Annotated in this window: 14 protein-coding genes and 1 pseudogene; 12 read left to right on the plus strand and 3 right to left on the minus strand. The window is 47.6% G+C overall.

Annotated features, from left to right (window positions below; genetic code table 11):
- Nucleotides 1–219 precede the first annotated feature (219 nt).
- Nucleotides 220–558 (plus strand): DoxX family protein, encoded by a 339-nt coding sequence (locus JHJ32_RS23100; RefSeq protein ID WP_370584474.1) that lies wholly within the window; start codon nucleotides 220–222, stop codon nucleotides 556–558.
- A 1,776-nt stretch (nucleotides 559–2,334) separates the two neighbouring features.
- Here the strand turns inward: JHJ32_RS23100 and JHJ32_RS23105 are convergent.
- A pseudogene (locus JHJ32_RS23105) lies at nucleotides 2,335–2,736 on the minus strand (OstA-like protein); the annotation flags it as partial.
- Nucleotides 2,737–3,477: 741 nt separating this feature from the next.
- Between JHJ32_RS23105 and JHJ32_RS03185 the strand changes: the two are divergent.
- The 9 genes from JHJ32_RS03185 (at nucleotide 3,478) to JHJ32_RS03225 (ending at nucleotide 9,735) form a co-directional block, all read left to right on the plus strand.
- Nucleotides 3,478–4,038, plus strand: coding sequence for a GLPGLI family protein (locus tag JHJ32_RS03185; protein WP_370584475.1), 561 nt, complete (start codon nucleotides 3,478–3,480; stop codon nucleotides 4,036–4,038).
- 93 nt (nucleotides 4,039–4,131) lie between these two features.
- Complete coding sequence (locus JHJ32_RS03190; protein WP_200119812.1) at nucleotides 4,132–4,788, plus strand: carboxypeptidase-like regulatory domain-containing protein; 657 nt, start codon at nucleotides 4,132–4,134, stop codon at nucleotides 4,786–4,788.
- Nucleotides 4,683–5,219: a hypothetical protein gene (locus JHJ32_RS03195; protein WP_200119814.1), complete on the plus strand. Its 537-nt coding sequence runs from the start codon at nucleotides 4,683–4,685 to the stop codon at nucleotides 5,217–5,219. The genes JHJ32_RS03190 and JHJ32_RS03195 overlap by 106 nt, the downstream gene beginning before the upstream one ends.
- On the plus strand, nucleotides 5,117–5,992 hold the full coding sequence (locus JHJ32_RS03200) for an outer membrane beta-barrel protein (protein ID WP_200119816.1): 876 nt from the start codon (nucleotides 5,117–5,119) through the stop codon (nucleotides 5,990–5,992). The genes JHJ32_RS03195 and JHJ32_RS03200 overlap by 103 nt, the downstream gene beginning before the upstream one ends.
- Before the next feature lie 30 nt (nucleotides 5,993–6,022).
- The gene (tilS, locus tag JHJ32_RS03205; protein ID WP_079716836.1) at nucleotides 6,023–7,354 is read left to right on the plus strand and encodes a tRNA lysidine(34) synthetase TilS; all 1,332 of its coding nucleotides are present in this window, start codon (nucleotides 6,023–6,025) and stop codon (nucleotides 7,352–7,354) included.
- Nucleotides 7,355–7,357: 3 nt separating this feature from the next.
- Entirely contained in the window at nucleotides 7,358–7,861 is a 504-nt protein-coding gene (locus JHJ32_RS03210) for a hypothetical protein (RefSeq protein WP_200119818.1), read from the plus strand.
- A gap of 136 nt (nucleotides 7,862–7,997) precedes the next feature.
- Entirely contained in the window at nucleotides 7,998–8,303 is a 306-nt protein-coding gene (locus JHJ32_RS03215; protein WP_233632453.1) for a DUF4834 family protein, read from the plus strand.
- 26 nt (nucleotides 8,304–8,329) lie between these two features.
- Nucleotides 8,330–9,445, plus strand: a complete 1,116-nt coding sequence (locus JHJ32_RS03220) for a DNA replication/repair protein RecF (protein WP_079716831.1) — start codon at nucleotides 8,330–8,332, stop codon at nucleotides 9,443–9,445.
- On the plus strand, nucleotides 9,442–9,735 hold the full coding sequence (locus JHJ32_RS03225) for a DUF721 domain-containing protein (RefSeq protein ID WP_079716829.1): 294 nt from the start codon (nucleotides 9,442–9,444) through the stop codon (nucleotides 9,733–9,735). The genes JHJ32_RS03220 and JHJ32_RS03225 overlap by 4 nt, the downstream gene beginning before the upstream one ends.
- 29 nt (nucleotides 9,736–9,764) lie before the next feature.
- Here JHJ32_RS03225 and JHJ32_RS03230 read toward each other — a convergent pair whose 3' ends face one another.
- A complete protein-coding gene (locus JHJ32_RS03230) occupies nucleotides 9,765–10,463 on the minus strand; it encodes a response regulator transcription factor (RefSeq protein ID WP_079716828.1) in 699 nt (232 codons plus the stop codon).
- A 7-nt stretch (nucleotides 10,464–10,470) separates the two neighbouring features.
- The gene (locus tag JHJ32_RS03235) at nucleotides 10,471–11,904 is read right to left on the minus strand and encodes a sensor histidine kinase KdpD (protein WP_079716827.1); all 1,434 of its coding nucleotides are present in this window, start codon (nucleotides 11,902–11,904) and stop codon (nucleotides 10,471–10,473) included.
- Between the two features lie 660 nt (nucleotides 11,905–12,564).
- On the opposite strand from JHJ32_RS03235, the gene JHJ32_RS03240 reads away from it, so the two are divergent.
- Both JHJ32_RS03240 and JHJ32_RS03245 read left to right on the plus strand, forming a co-directional pair.
- On the plus strand, nucleotides 12,565–13,254 hold the full coding sequence (locus JHJ32_RS03240) for a basic secretory protein-like protein (RefSeq protein ID WP_200119820.1): 690 nt from the start codon (nucleotides 12,565–12,567) through the stop codon (nucleotides 13,252–13,254).
- Between the two features lie 98 nt (nucleotides 13,255–13,352).
- Complete coding sequence (locus tag JHJ32_RS03245) at nucleotides 13,353–15,617, plus strand: GH92 family glycosyl hydrolase (protein WP_200120185.1); 2,265 nt, start codon at nucleotides 13,353–13,355, stop codon at nucleotides 15,615–15,617.
- The last annotated feature ends 2 nt before the right edge of the window (nucleotides 15,618–15,619 follow it).

Here is a 15,619-nt window from a genome sequence, read left to right on the forward strand (position 1 = left end):
GTAGGAAGGATAAAGATTTTTGATTTGGGTGTGCAGGAAACATCTGGATTCTCGACATTTGAAATCTGTCGCACACCAGTCGATGAACCTTGCGGAAAATTATTTAGATAATTTCTAAATAAATATATTTGTGCCATGAAAAGGTTCATGACTACCGGGTATAATGCATCCTCTTTCCAGTTGGCGACACTGATGTTGCGGCTGGGGGCCGGTGTATTGATGATTCCGACTTACGGTTACGGCAAATGGGTCAATTTTGCGGCTAAGAACGGCTCGTTTTACGACTTCATGGGATTGGGTGGCCCCGTCTCCATGGGGCTGGCTATTTTTGCCGAACTATTTTGCTCTGCGTTATTGGTATTGGGACTATTTACTCGATTGGCTACCATGCCGTTGATCGTCACGATGCTGGTGGTCATTTCGGTCCACGATTGGCAGCTGTTTGACAAGCATGAGTTGGCTCCCGCGTTCCTGACCATGCATCTTGCGATATTGCTGCTCGGCCCAGGGCGATACAGCCTCGATGCATGGATTGCCGGACGGCCAAAGCATCGATAGGTTCATTGTGCTATCGGTCATATCGGGTCGCGGAATCGTATCCGGTTGAATCGATGTGGAATCAACCCCCGCCGGAACTGGTCGCCCGCCGGGTGCTTGTGGCGCTTCCGTCGAGTCTGGCGGGACCATGGCATCTGCGGCGCCAGCTGGCGGACGCCTCCGGATGAGCAAATCCTCCTTCGAGGTGGGGCGATCCCCCGGCTTCCATACAAAACCCTCCAGTATCTCCGCGTCTTGGGGGACAAGGTGCATCGGGTAGACCTTGCCATCCACGCGCCTAATCGGATTGAAATAGGTAATTTGATTGCTATCGACTAATATCTTAATCCGGCTGCTGCGACTGTGGTACATGTTGGTATACACTTTGCGCTTTTCATCGACGGTGTAGTAGATGCTCTCTGCATTGCCGTCTATAAACATCCGATCCAGCGCATTGTTCGAAAAAAAGCCGGTAATCCGCCTTCCTTTGATTTGATTGTACTTGGTAGAATCCAGTTGGGTATTTACCATAAAACTATTGCTGACCAGCAACATGTTGTCCAGCTGCTCGTTACGTATTTGCATATAAATCGTATCGGCCGTCATCTGCGATCCCTGCGCCCATATCATCGGGCGGCCAAAGAAACGCATCATGGAATCAGGGTAGCCATAGTATACGGAGTCAGCCACCGCTTGCAGGTCCGATTTGAAGAGCCGAACGTTGTAATAGGCCTTGATGATGCGCGTTTTTACCGTGTCGCTACCCAATGTGTCTTTTGGTACCGTGTCGGTGGGTGGACGGGAAAGCGCGGTCATGGCCGCAGCCATCAGGCTGTCGGTTTCTCCGCCGGTAGGTATTACTGCTTGTCCGCGAAGTACACTGTCTGCCGCAAGATTACGCGCCAAAATATCCAAGCCAGCCGTCTCCAGCGGCGCCGCGGCCACTCGATTGAGATGAGTTTGCAGCACTGCCGAATCAGCTTTTATTGCCATATTGATGGCCGGGTCGGCGGTTTTGGGCGTGCTTAGGCTGTCGGGAGGTGCTTTCAGCGTATCCAGCAGCGTGGCGGGGAATGCCTCCAAACTGTCCCGAGGTTGTCGCTGAAGGCTATCGATAACGGCAGTGTCGGTTTGCAGTGAGTCGCTGCTCAACGGCGGCGGTTCGTCCATGCCGTCCGACAAGCCGGTGTCATCCATATTGCCGTAATCGTCGCCATAGTCCTCGTCTTCAAAGTCATCAATTTCGCCACCTTCACGATCAAGGTCAAAGACCTTGGGTAAATAGTCCTTCAATAAAATGAGCTTTGAAAACAGCGTATCGGCCGTCATGTAAATGGTGTCTACGGCAGCAGGTTGAGGTTTTTTTAGCGTATCGATAGCTTGTACGGATGTATCTGGCGATAGGGTACTGATGCTATCCACGGACGACGCCGTGCTATCATTGCGCGTTACGGTCATCACCAAGGGGTTCTTGGTCATCGTGATGGATTCATCGATCCGGTTGTACAACCCCTCGCCACCGTAGGTAAAGTATTGCTGTGCCGTGTCGATAAACACCACGTTCTGTACGGCACGCCCGTTGCCCGATGTGCCGTCGTAGTAGAGGCTGTCGCCGCGGAGGAAACGGCTCCCTTCCGTATACAGGTTGTTACGGTCAAACCAAGCTTGCTCCGTCTCGGTGTTGTATTCGCCACGTTCGGTGTAGAGGTTTTCGCCATCATTGCCTTTGATGTTGGTAGGGCCATAGAAATAGGTCATTTTGGTGGCCGAATTATACCGCATGGTATCGGTATAAATTTTTACGTCTGGCGTCCGTACGACGACATCATAGCGAAAATAAGCATCCTTGGTATTATCGAAGTAGTAGGCATTTCTGCTCGTAATGGTATCCGTGGTATTAACGATGCGCCCGCCACCGGTATAGGTGCCCACGCTGCTTTTCATGTTGTATGTGAGGTAGTTGGTGGTGAGTACCGAATTGCCATCTACCATGCGTACGTTATTGGTGAGCGTGGCAAGTTGGGTTTCGGCGACGTAATGTAATTTGTCTGCATAAATGACGGTTCCATTCGGCTGGGTGATAATCACCTTACCGAACGCATCGAAAAATTGCCTGCCTTCATTGTCGTTATAGACATAGCCACTATCGGCTGATAGTGTCGAACCGTGGTGTTCATATACAGGCCGGTAATTCATCATGTTGCCCGTAGTTGCATTGAGGCGACTGTGTGAAGACGATATCAATCTCAATTCGTCACGCTGCTGAGCGTACGTAAGCGTCGAAATGAATGCAGCGAAACATATGAACAACAGGCTTTTCTTCACAGGCGCAAACTTAGCTAAAATGCATGGTATTCACGAACACTGCGGATGCAAATCCTAAAGGGGTGCGTTTGACACGGAAAGCCAGCAAAGAAAAACCATTTATCGAAAGGATTATTTGCCTCATAGTTCGAGGGAAGTAGGTACGGTTAAATACTCCGCGGGGCCCCAAATTAAAAGAGAGCTATCGGCTAAATCTTGGTAAAATTTTCAAGGTTATTTCAAAAAAAATTGGAATTTTCAAATCAATTAGTTTAATTTTATTTTGAGTATACAAACCAAAATATATCAGAATATGAAATCTCTACTTACAACAATGGTCACAACCCTATGGTTTTTGTGACTTCATCTTCTTCTGTATCTTTATTAAACGTTCAGCAAATTAATGTTTCCTGTGAAGATGCAGCTTTTGAAGTCTATCTGTATTATGTTACTCAAGAGGATGCTGACGAGGATTTTGCTTACGAAAAATGGAGAGAATACTTACAGTTTTGTTCCGAATAAAAAGGGTTGATTTGACATTAATCCGCTTATCATTACTTGCCTTGCTATTGGCAAGCCAATTTTTCAGCTTTAGCCAATCCTACAATAGTGGGATTGTGAAATATACTGAATTTTATAGATTCAAACGCGACGTTTAACCTTGATGAGAGTAGAACAATCCCTCCAGAAGATGTTAAAAGTGCAGAGATTTTTTTTATAGGTGTCTCTACCAACAGGCATTTTTGGCAAAATCCAGACGCTGCGTACCGTGTCATGCCAGCTCTTCCCCCGTTTCACAAAGACTATCTCTTGGTAGATTCTTTTAAGAGCGGTAGACATACAGGATGGAAAATTACGAACGAAAGCAAAGAAATAGCCGGATATAAGTGTTTTAAAGCGACCCGTGACAATCTATCTCAGAACGGTAGCGGTGGATTACGAAGAATTCCTGTCATTGCTTGGTTTTGCCCTGAACTCCCGTTCCCTTTTGGACCGTTGAAATATGGAGGCTTGCCTGGGCTGATTTTGGAATTACAAACCAATACTACGATATTCGGTGCGAAATCCATTTCGCTAGGAGAAAACATTGCTATTTTGCCAATGCCCGAATTCGAATTAATTTCAGAAGAACAGTTTTACAGGGATATTCACAAGAAAATAATGGAACGGAGGGGGAAAATAATGCCTCCGTTTTGATGATGTGATTTATGTCAATAGTTAGAAGGTGAAGATTACTTTAAAAGGTAATTCCTATTACAAAAACATACATGATAAGTCAAAACAGTACGGGTGTACAGGCTACTTAATTTATTGCTATTGTTCCCGCTGGTCACATTTTCTCAGTTCCGAATCATAACCGGCATCGTATCTGACGAAAGCGGCGCGCCATTGGGACGGGCTAATGTAATGGCAAAAGCCCTAGGTGAGGACGGTAATGTCAAGTTCGCAATGGCTAATGCACAGGGGCAATACAATTTTACGTTGGATGCTTCCAAAGCCTATCTCCTTAGCGTTTCCTATATCGGCTATCATCCAGATTCAACTAAACTCGACCCAAGCAATAGTAACCTTCGGCACGATTTCAAACTCCGGACCAAAAACGAGCAGCTCACGGAAATCATCATCGAGCACGAATACCGTCCCGTCATCATCAAGAAGGATACCATCGTCTTCAACGTAGAGGCTTTTGCTGCGGGCAACGAACGCAAGCTGAAAGACGTCCTTGGCAAATTGCCGGGCGTAGAGGTGGACCGTGATGGGCGCGTTACCTTCAACGGGCAGCCATCCGCCACATGCTCGTGGAAGGAAAAAAATTCTTCGGCGGGGGCAGCAAACTGGCCGTGGAAAACATTCCCGCCGATGCACTCGACCAGATTGAGGTCATCGACCACTTCAACGAGGTGGGCTTCCTCAAAGAGGTCTCCGGCACGGATGAGATGGCCATGAATGTAAAGCTCAAAGAAGACCGCAAACGGCTCGTATTCGGTGACCTTGAAGCCGGGGGCGGCAATGGCGGCCACCACCTCGGCCATGCGGCACTGTTCTATTACACGCCGGCCCATAACGTGAGCGTCATCGGCGACATCAACGACATTGGCAAGTCGGTATTCACTTTCGATGACATGATGCGCTTTCAGGGTGGTGTTAGTGCCTTTGTCAATACCAATAGCCGCCCTTCGTTTACCAACCTCAATACGTTTACCTCGGACAACCGCGACGCGGTGGAAAACCGCTCGCGCTTCGCCGCCCTTAACTTCAGCAGTGACGTGGCTTCTTGCCCGAGCCAACATGGAAAAGCGAATATGAAATACGGGAAAACGAACGGATCGTATTCGACTACCAATATGCCAATAGCTTCCCCCGCGTTGGGCAGCTGAACAGCCGCTTTACGCTCACCTCGTACAATGCTGTGGCCAGGGGTAACGCTCTGCTGGCCAATGAGCGCTATCACCGCTCTGCCCTGCGCTATACCCGCTTCACGGGTATCGGGGGGCTAATAGCTAATGCGTCCATCACGTTCAACCGCAAGGTGCGCGCCATCCGTAACGAACTGCAGTTCGAAGGCATCAACCATTATTCGATGCCCGTGTTGACCGACAATCCCGAAACGAACTGGATGGCGTACGGCTCGTATTCCAACCGGGTGGCTTTTTTCCGCGTGGGCGGAAATGTACGGCTCAGCTGGTTCGATTATTCCCAGACGGTCAATGACATACTGGCAAACAACCGCCGCACAAGCCACCAGTATACCGTAAACATGCGCACCGAACCGAGCGACTGGCCCCGGGCATCGGTTGCCTATACCAAGGGATTCAACCGCTTCCGCGGCAATACCTCATCCCGCTTCACTACCGACCAGTTGGATGCCAGTCTCGACTGGCGGCTGCTAAGGGATTGGTCCGCCATGGCTGAATATACCTACTTTCGCAACCGGAATACTCGGACGGGTCTCAGCGACTCATACCATGTGGCCAATGCGGCGCTGGACTACCAACCGGAGCATACTCCCTGGGGCTTCCGCCTCACAGCAAACAACTTCCTGGACAACCGCACCAAGGTGTCCAATTCCATTTCCGACTTCCTCGCAAGCGAGCAGGTCACCTACATCATGCCCCGAGTGTGGCTGCTTTCAGTAAGGTATAAGTTGTGAGGCTACGTGATATCCCGTACCTTTGGGCATATGAGCGTACAGGAGCGATTCATCCACTACATATACGAACACGCGTTGTGCCAATCGCATGAGCGTATCCTACTTGCAGTAAGCGGCGGCAAAGACTCGGTGCTGATGACCCATCTTTTTGCTGAAGCAGGTTATACCATTGGCATAGCACATTGTAATTTCCGCCTGCGGGGAGAGGCCTCCGATGCGGACGAAGCGTTGACAAGTGACCTCGCCCGCGCATTGGAAGTACCATTCTATTCGACAGGATTTGACACGGAAACCTATGCCCGCCAGCAAGGCATTTCTATCCAAATGGCAGCACGGGAGTTGCGCTATGCCTGGTTTGAGACCATCAGGTCTTCGCAGGGTTATGATTATATCGCTGTGGCGCAGCACCGCAATGACCATGTTGAGACAATAATGCTCAACCTGGTGCGGGGCACTGGCCTCGCGGGCCTCAAAGGGATAAAGCCTAAAAGAGACCGAATCATCCGTCCTTTACTCTTCTTAAATGCTGAAGAAATAGCTACCTATGTGGCAGAGCATGGATTGGCTTATCGTGATGATGCTTCCAATTTTTCCACCAAATATGCACGTAATAAAATCCGGATAGAGGTTATCCCCAGACTGAAGGAACTCAACCCGGAGCTTGAGCGCACCATGGCAAAAAACATGGAGCGCTTTGCAGATGCCTATAGCGTGGTAGAGACCTACGTGGCGGAATTGCGTAAGGATTTATTTACGGAGCGAAGGCCGGGCGAATGGCATATCCCCATCAGTGGGTTGGCGGGATTGCATCCCTTGCCGTTTTTACTTTATGAACTTTTTCGTCCTTACGGATTCACGGAAGCAGTGATAAGCGATATCGCTGGGTCGATGCCCGGCACGCCGGGGAAGCGGTTTAGTTCGCCCTCGCATATGTTATACGTCGATCGGCATGAATGGGTCGTAAAGCCAATTGAAGTACCGCAAAACGAAGTAGCTACTATAGCATACCCCGGAGACGGCGCACGCTGGCATGAATATCACTTTGAGTCAGGCTTGTCTACGGACATGGCGGTCAACAGAAGTACGCATGTCGTGCAGTTAGATGCTGCTCATGTGGTTTTTCCTATTCGCATCAGGGCATGGGAAGAAGGGGATGTCTTCCGGCCGCTCGGCATGGGCGGCCGGAAGAAGCTGAGCGATTTTTTTGTGTCGCTTAAAGTGCCTGCGTATCAGAAACATTTTATACCGGTAGTCATTAACGGCGATGGGAATATTCTGTGGGTAGCGCCTTATCGGATGGATGATCGCTATAAAATTACGGACAAAACAAAAAAAGTAGTTACTTTAGCGTGTTCTTATTAGCCAATGGCAGAAAAACCGATATACATAGAGAATCAATACATGGGGCGGGATCGCAGCTGGGTAAGCGTACGATTGGTACTAGCGCTCTTTTGCTTCGTGGCTTACTACCTCAATATCGAGCGGGAGAATGAGAGCCAGTTATTCCTTATTGTAGGAAGCGCTGTTATCTTCGTCTCTATCGTGATGATGTACATGCTTCATTATCGCATAACGGTGGTGCAGGGGAGTGTGAAGTTAAGTGGGCTCTGGACCACCCGGCTTGTCAAGATAGATCTCAACAGCATTGTCAAGGTGGAATGCAAGCCATATAGCAATTTTTTTATCAACAATCCAGTTTACAACCTCCATCAACGAGGAAAAATCAAATTCTACGCAGGAGGCAAGGATGCCGTATGGCTTACCGATCGCGACGGACTGATCTATATCATCGGTACACAGCGGCAAGTTGAGCTGCAACAGGCCATTTTGAAGGCCAAGGCCAAACCAAGTACACAGCATCCGGGGTAGCGCTGGTGCGGTAGCTGCTTTTGATGATTTGTTCAAAGGTTTTAAACCAAAGTACGGTTTGTCAGTTATACGTTAAAGTTCGTTAAAATTACGCCGGTATAAGCGAGGTGTCCAGTTTTTACTTATATTTGTGAGTATGTTATTGAAGTTTTTATTTATCGCAATAACCGTCCTGTGGTTGCTACGCATGGTTGCGCGGCTCCTATTCCCCTGGGCGATGCGCAAAATGGCGGAGAAAGTGATGGGTAAGGCCCAACAGCAATATCAGTATAGAAGCGGTCCTTACGCAGGCGGGCAGCAGTTCCAGCAGCCCCACCAATCGCACCAGCCGGATGGCAAGGTGCGTATCGATTATATGCCTCCACAAAGTAAGCCTAAACAGGGAGCGAAAAAAGCGGGTGAGTTTGTAGAGTTTGAAGAGATTAAGTCATCTGCCGAATAGCCAGCAAAAACCTTACCTTTGTAGGTATGTGGCTGAAACAATTGTCCGTACTCCATTTTAAGAACTACAGCGAGGCTACTGTGCATTTTGCTCCGGAGGTAAACGCCTTTACCGGAAGAAACGGCGCGGGCAAGACCAACCTTTTGGATGCTATCCATTACCTTTCACTTTGCAAGAGCTATTTCAACCCTGTAGACTCCCAACAGATTAAACAGGGCGAAGATTGGTTTATGGTACAGGGCGAGTTTGACAAAGACGGACAGCCCGATGTGGTGGCATGCAGCCTCAAACGTAACCAGAAAAAACAGTTCAGAAAGAATAAGAAGGAATATACACGCTTGGCCGACCATATTGGTCTTTTTCCGTTGGTGATGATTTCGCCCAACGATTCAACCATCGTGACCGATGGTAGCGAGGAGCGTCGGCGTTTTATAGACAATGTGATTTCCCAGACCGACCTACGCTATTTAGATGGACTGATTGCCTATAACCGTTGCTTGGTGCAGCGCAATAGCTTATTAAAGCAGTCCGCTAAGACGGGCATGCTTGATAAGGGTGTACTCGATGTGCTGGATATGCAACTGGTTGAACTGGGTATGCCGATTTTTGAAAAACGGCAGGCATTCATGGCCGCGTTTATTCCTGAATTTAATAAACATTACCGATTTCTCACGGATACGGCCGAAGAAGTATCCCTGGTATATGAATCGCAGCTCATGGCAGGTGATTTTGCTGATCTGCTGGCACAGCAGCTTGATCGCGATCGGGCGTTGGAACGCACTACCGTGGGCATCCATAAGGATGATTTGCTGTTTGCCATCCATGGCGATATGCCTCTAAAAAAATTTGGCTCGCAAGGGCAACAGAAGTCGTTTCTTATTGCCTTGAAACTTGCTCAGTATAGCTTTCTGTATAACCAAAAAGCCTTCAAACCGTTGCTCCTGTTGGATGATATCTTTGATAAGTTGGACGAGGTGCGCACCCGTAAGCTGATGCAGATGGTCTCTGCGGACGATTTTGGGCAGATCTTCCTTACGGATACCGATGCTCTGCGGATAAACCGTATCTTTGAAGAAATAAATCGGAAAGTGTGTATTTTTGAAATTAACAGCGGCGTGGTGAACCAATTGGAAACGGCATGAGCAGAAGGGGAGACGATATCACCATCAAAGAGGCCATCGAAAAAATGCTTGATGTCTATAAACTGCGGCGCAAGTTTGACGAAACAGCCTTGATTTCCGCGTGGCCGCAGCTGATGGGGAATGCCATTGCCAACCGAACCAAGCAACTGTATATCCGTGATAAAAAGTTATTCATCAAGGTTGAATCAGCTGTCATTAAGAACGAACTTCTACTGATGCGATCGCAAATTATCGGCCGCATGAATGAGCATGTCGGGCAGGTGGTCATCGAAGACCTGGTCGTATTGTAGTTTTGCAAACGGGCGGCTAAGCATACCGGTTAAGGGATAGAGAGGATAAACCCCACCCCGTAGATGTTTTCAATCCTTGCACCGGATGAAGAGCGCCGCAGTAATTTGCGCAACCGGGAAATAAAGACATCCAAGCTACGTCCCATGAAATAATCGTTTTCGCCCCAGAAACGGATAAGGAGATCTTCCCGCTTCACGATTGAATTGCGGTGCTCATAGAGGTATTCCAGCAATTCAGCCTCCCGCAACGTGAGCGTTGTGGCCGTATTTCCTTCAATGGTGAGGCTGAGCTTTTCCTTATTCAACGTTATATCACCGATTCGAATCGTCTCTGCTGGTTTTTGATCGGTGGTGGGGAGCATCCTTCTGGTGATGTTTCGAATGCGTAGTACTAATTCGTCGATATCGAAAGGCTTGGTAATGTAGTCTATTGCACCCATGTCCAGCCCGAGTAGCCTGTCCGTTTTCTCCTTGCGTGCCGTCAGGAACAAGAAGAACGCGTTTTTGTCGTGTGCCACGATTTTCCGGGCCAAATCGAACCCGTTGATGTCGGGTAGCTGGATGTCAATGATGATTAAGCTATATGCCGTGTGATGTGTCAGGTATTCCTGATACGCGCTTTTACCGGTTGTACACCAAGTCACTTCAAAATTCATCGTTTCGAGGTATTGCTTGGTTACGTTGCCCAAATCCGCTTCATCTTCTACATACAACAATTTTGGTTTCATGGACCAGTTAATGCTTATAAGGTATATGGATAATAAATTGACTGCCTATCTTTTCTTCACTGGTAACGGAAAGTTTCCATCCGTGGCTTTTGATGCACTGGTAGGTATAAAAGAGCCCCAGGCCCAGTCCCGAGATGTGCTGGGTACCTTGCTTTTGAAAACGATAAAATTTTTCGAATATATGTTCGATTTCATTGTCTGGTATGCCCATTCCATTGTCCGCTATCTGTAGGCTGATGGAGGCATCACCCACCGCTACATGGACTGCGATGCGTTTATGCTCCGAATGGTTATATTTAATCGCGTTGTCAAATAAATTGAACAGCATGGTCGTGAAAAAAAAACGGTTCAATTCAACAATTAGGGGGTGCGTGCCCGCTTGCAATTCAATAACGATATTGTGGTGGACCGAAATTTTTACATTGTAGTCAGTGATGATTTCATGCAGCAACTGGTTAAGTTCATGGGTTTCCTTCTGCAAAGAAGAATTATCCATCGTAGTGATATCCATGACCTGCTCAAAAAGTTTCTGCAAGCGCAGGGATTGACGTTCAATGATTTTTGTGAGCGGTTTGATGTTGTCGGGGTCGGCAAGTATTTTATCGTTTTGCATGTTTTTATTCGCGACGATAATGGTAGACAACGGGGTGTTGAATTCGTGCGTGATGCTGTTGACAAAGTCTGATTTCATTTCGGCCAACTTTTTTTGGCGAAGCCAATTGCGGAAAGTGAAGTAGTAGATGGACACCACGCAACCAATCGCAAATAGTGCCAGCAGGAATGTAGGCATCATCAACTTGATAATATGCAAGATACGGTTGCTGTGATCGGCATGGAGCGAAAAAGTCATCCAATAATTATAATCCGTAGAGGCACTCACCGTAATGCCGGCAATTTGATTTTGTGGTCTCGGTTTTTCCAGTTTTCCGCCGATGTATACACCATAACGGGTCCTTAAGCTGTCTGGAACGAATGGATACGACTCGCCGGCTTGGTATATACTAACAATACGGAGATTTTTGAAAACCAATTGAACGGCATTAATGGACAACAAATATTGTAAATCTTCATTGAGTTGATATTCGGCTTTTATTTGCGCAAACAGGCTATCCATTGTATTGGCTGCCCGAAGGGCGTGGAACATGCTATCGAGCACTTGGTTTTTGTAATGCTCGAACGCCGTTTTATCTTGGTCATATAAAGCCTCCAGCGTATAGATATTATCCATCAGGTAGCGATCAATAATGGCTACGCCGCCCGGAAACACCTTGTCATTACGTATTCGCTGTGTATATCGATCGTTGATGAGCTTTTTTTCTACCGTCTGATACTGTTCGTCTTTGAGTTTGAATGTATTGTATGTAAGATAGAACAGCACGGAAGCCAACAAGACAAAGCCCAGTAACGAAATGCTTTTATGAACCAGCAGTGAATAACTCATCAGTGTCGTGTCTAAACCCGTGTGGTGCAATGTTAACGATTATTTGCATGGTACACAGAATACCCGCCACAAAATTAATAGGGATTGGTATCATTAACATTTTATTGTGATTTTATTAACAACTCAGATGACGATCAGGGCGTATTTTTGACTGAAATTTTGCCTTTCATTTGGCATGATTTAGTACCTATTAAAGCAAACACCAGGCGTCATAGGCGCTGATAGTAAAGGCCGTCTTCCGAATAACGAGACGGCTTTTACTTTTTTGCCGTTTCCTGTGCTCAGCAGTCGGCAAACAGCAATCAAAAAGAAGGGGTTATTGCCTGTTGGCCCGTCATCTTATAAGCGTCGGAATGAAAGCGCTAAAATGAATCAAATTTTGGATCTGGGAAACCATTAAATATGAATTCCCTGCCACGTTGGTGTTGGTCGCTGATTTTGATTCATCTGAGCTTTAACAATATGTTAACGATGCGTTGTAGGTTCATTAACAACTTGCACGCATGCAACTAAATAACTTTACCTCCGTATTTAATGGAATCCTGGCGATTTCGTATTGACTAAGCTTACTTTATGATATACAAATTATACTGTAATGAATTATTGTGAAACCGCGGGTAGCCAAAGCTGTATTTTCTTTCATTTTAATCATAAAAAAGTATGAAACGCATATTGTCGATATGTTTTGGTGTAGCTGCAACGCTTACTTATTGTCGTCCGTCGGTTGCTTCTCAACTGGTGGATCCAGTGGCGGACACAATTTCAAAAAAGGGGGTTACCCTTATCTTGGTTCAACAAGACGAGGGGTTTTCCAAGGATGTATTAGGGAGGTTGCAGGAGACTTTTTTTGAGGTCTACCCCAAATTAACCCGCGACTTCAACAAACAAGCCGTGAAAGAAGTGACCATTACGGTTGATACGGCTTATGATGGTGTGGCTTACGCCCATAATGGCCGGGTGACCATTGCCCAATCTTGGTTGGAGAAAAATCCTGGTGACGTGGATGTCGTGACCCATGAAGTCATGCATCTTGTGCAGGCTTACCCGCCGCGTAGCGGACCGGGCTGGCTGGTGGAAGGCATCGCAGATTATGTGCGCTATAAGTATGGAGTGGATAATCCGGGCGCCAATTGGACACTGCCGGAGTTGAAGCCCGAACATCATTATACCAGCAGCTACCGTATCACCGCCCGTTTCCTGGATTGGGTGGAGCACACGCATAAAAAAGGGATTGTAAAAAGGCTGGATAAGGCTCTGCGAACAAGTACGTACTCCGATGACATGTGGAAGCGGGAAACCGGGGCTACGCTCGATGAACTTTGGATTGCTTATACGAAAGGAAATGCGTAGGTTTGAAAGGGAAAGTAACTCAGTTATAACTTAGCTAAAACGATAAAGTGAACAGATTGATTTTTAAATTACGTTCTGCAGCTGTAGTCGCATGTGCCATGGCCTGCCAATTGACAGCTGAAGCCCAATACATCCAGGCGATCGATGAACCCGAAGAATGGGTAAACCCGTTGATGGGCACCGACTCAAAACCGGCTTTTTCAAATGGTAATACCTATCCGGCAATCGCTGTGCCTTGGGGCATGAATTTCTGGAGTCCACAGACCGGAAAAATGGGCGACGGATGGATGTACACTTATGGTGCCGACAAAATCCGCGGATTTAAGCAGACCCACCAACCTTCGCCTTGGATGAATGATTACGGGCAATATGCCATCATGCCGGGTACTGGCAAGCCCACGGTAGACCAAGACGAGCGGGCAAGCTGGTTTTCGCATAAAGCGGAAGTGGCGAAGCCTTACTACTACAGTGTGTACCTTGCGGATGCAGATGTGACCACCGAAATTACACCTACCGAGCGTGCCGCCCGTTTCCGTTTTACTTTTCCGGAAAGTGATAGCGCGTTCGTGACCATCGATGCGTTTGACAGGGGATCGGAAATCACCATTATTCCGGCCGAACGGAAAATAATCGGTTATTCCAGCCGCTACAGCCGAGGCAATTTACCGAATTTTAAAAATTATTTTGTCATTGAGTTCGACAAACCGTTTGCATTCACCAAAGGCTGGTGCGACAGCGTATATAATGACACGGCGTTACACCTCAGCGGCAACCACGCTGCTGCCATCGTAGGATTTAAGACCGAAAGGGGAGAACAAGTCAATATGCGTGTCGCTTCTTCGTTCATCAGCTACGAACAAGCCGAGTTGAATTTGCAGCGTGAGCTCGCCGATAAAAATTTTGAACAAATCAAAGCAGAGGCAAAAGCCGTTTGGAACGAAACACTGAAACGTGTAACCATAGAAGGCGGCACGCATGACCAGTTCAAAACTTTTTATTCATGTCTATACCGCACGGTCTTGTTTCCCAACCGGCTTTATGAGCTCGATAAGGACGGACAGGTCGTGCATTACAGCCCGTATAATGGAGAAATATTGCCGGGCTACCTGTTTGGCGGTACGGGGTTCTGGGATACGTTCCGTGCGTTATACCCGTTCCTCAACCTCGTATATCCCGAGATCAATGTCGAAATGCAGGCTGGCTTGGCCAATGCCTACAAAGAGGGCGGCTTCCTTCCTGAGTGGAGCAGCCCGGGCTACGCTAATATCATGGTGGGCAACAATTCGGCATCCGTTGTGTCTGATGCATATATCAAAGGCCTGCGTGGTTATGATATCGAGACGCTTTATGAAGCGCTGCTTCACGGCGCCAATAATGAAGGTCCGATGACCGCCGTAGGTCGGGCAGGAGCACCCTATTACATCGATTTGGGTTACGTACCATACGACGTGGGCATCAACGAGAATGCGGCACGTACACTCGAATATGCCTATGACGACTTTGCCATCTATCAGTTGGCCAAAGCGCTGGGTAAATCGCAGGCTGATATCGACCTGTATGCCAAGCGCAGCCGGAACTACCGGCACCTTTTCGATCCCGAGACGGGCCTGATGCGCGGGAAGAACAAAGATGGCAGTTTCCAGACACCGTTTAACCCGTTCAAATGGGGAGATGCATTTACTGAAGGCAATAGCTGGCATTATTCATGGTCGGTATTCCATGATATCGAAGGGCTTGCCCGTTTGATGGGTGGGCATAAAGCTTTCGTGAAAAAGCTGGATTCCGTGTTCTCACTGCCGCCTATATTTGATGAGAGCTACTACCGGGGTGTCATCCATGAAATCCGTGAGATGCAAGTCGCGAATATGGGCCAGTATGCACATGGCAACCAACCCATCCAGCACATGATTTACCTGTACAACTACGCCGGTGAGCCGTGGAAAACGCAATATTGGGTGCGTGAAACCATGAATAGGATGTACAACCCTCAAGCTGATGGCTATTGCGGCGACGAAGATAATGGCCAAACCTCCGCATGGTATGTTTTCTCCGCCTTGGGTTTTTACCCGGTATGCCCGGCTACAGATGAATACGTGTTAGGTGCTCCTTTATTTAAAAAGGCAACGGTCAATTTCAGTAATGGCCAAAAACTGGTCATCAATGCACAGGACAATAGCGATCAAAATCGGTATATTCAATCGTTGCATGTGAATGGTCAGGTATACACACCTAATTTCTTGAAGCATGGCGAGCTACTGAAGGGAGCAGTGCTGGATGTCAAGATGGGCGATCAGCCCAACAAGTCGAGAGGTGTGAACGCAACCGACTTTCCGTATTCGTTGACAAATGAATTAAACGATTAACG

The organism is Parapedobacter sp. ISTM3 (assembly GCF_016533505.1).
GTDB classification, from domain to species: domain Bacteria; phylum Bacteroidota; class Bacteroidia; order Sphingobacteriales; family Sphingobacteriaceae; genus Parapedobacter; species Parapedobacter luteus.

What these genes read in the sequence shown, in the direction of transcription:
- JHJ32_RS03245 (WP_200120185.1), top strand. Translation starts at nt 13,353, where the DNA reads ATGGCCTGCCAATTGACAGCTGAAGCCCAATACATCCAGGCGATCGAT.
- JHJ32_RS03215 (WP_233632453.1), top strand. Translation starts at nt 7,998, where the DNA reads ATGTTATTGAAGTTTTTATTTATCGCAATAACCGTCCTGTGGTTGCTA.
- JHJ32_RS03240 (WP_200119820.1), top strand. Translation starts at nt 12,565, where the DNA reads ATGAAACGCATATTGTCGATATGTTTTGGTGTAGCTGCAACGCTTACT.
- JHJ32_RS23100 (WP_370584474.1), top strand. Translation starts at nt 220, where the DNA reads ATGATTCCGACTTACGGTTACGGCAAATGGGTCAATTTTGCGGCTAAG.
- JHJ32_RS03225 (WP_079716829.1), top strand. Translation starts at nt 9,442, where the DNA reads ATGAGCAGAAGGGGAGACGATATCACCATCAAAGAGGCCATCGAAAAA.
- JHJ32_RS03235 (WP_079716827.1), bottom strand. Translation starts at nt 11,904, where the DNA reads ATGAGTTATTCACTGCTGGTTCATAAAAGCATTTCGTTACTGGGCTTT.
- JHJ32_RS03210 (WP_200119818.1), top strand. Translation starts at nt 7,358, where the DNA reads ATGGCAGAAAAACCGATATACATAGAGAATCAATACATGGGGCGGGAT.
- JHJ32_RS03230 (WP_079716828.1), bottom strand. Translation starts at nt 10,463, where the DNA reads ATGAAACCAAAATTGTTGTATGTAGAAGATGAAGCGGATTTGGGCAAC.
- JHJ32_RS03220 (WP_079716831.1), top strand. Translation starts at nt 8,330, where the DNA reads ATGTGGCTGAAACAATTGTCCGTACTCCATTTTAAGAACTACAGCGAG.
- tilS (WP_079716836.1), top strand. Translation starts at nt 6,023, where the DNA reads ATGAGCGTACAGGAGCGATTCATCCACTACATATACGAACACGCGTTG.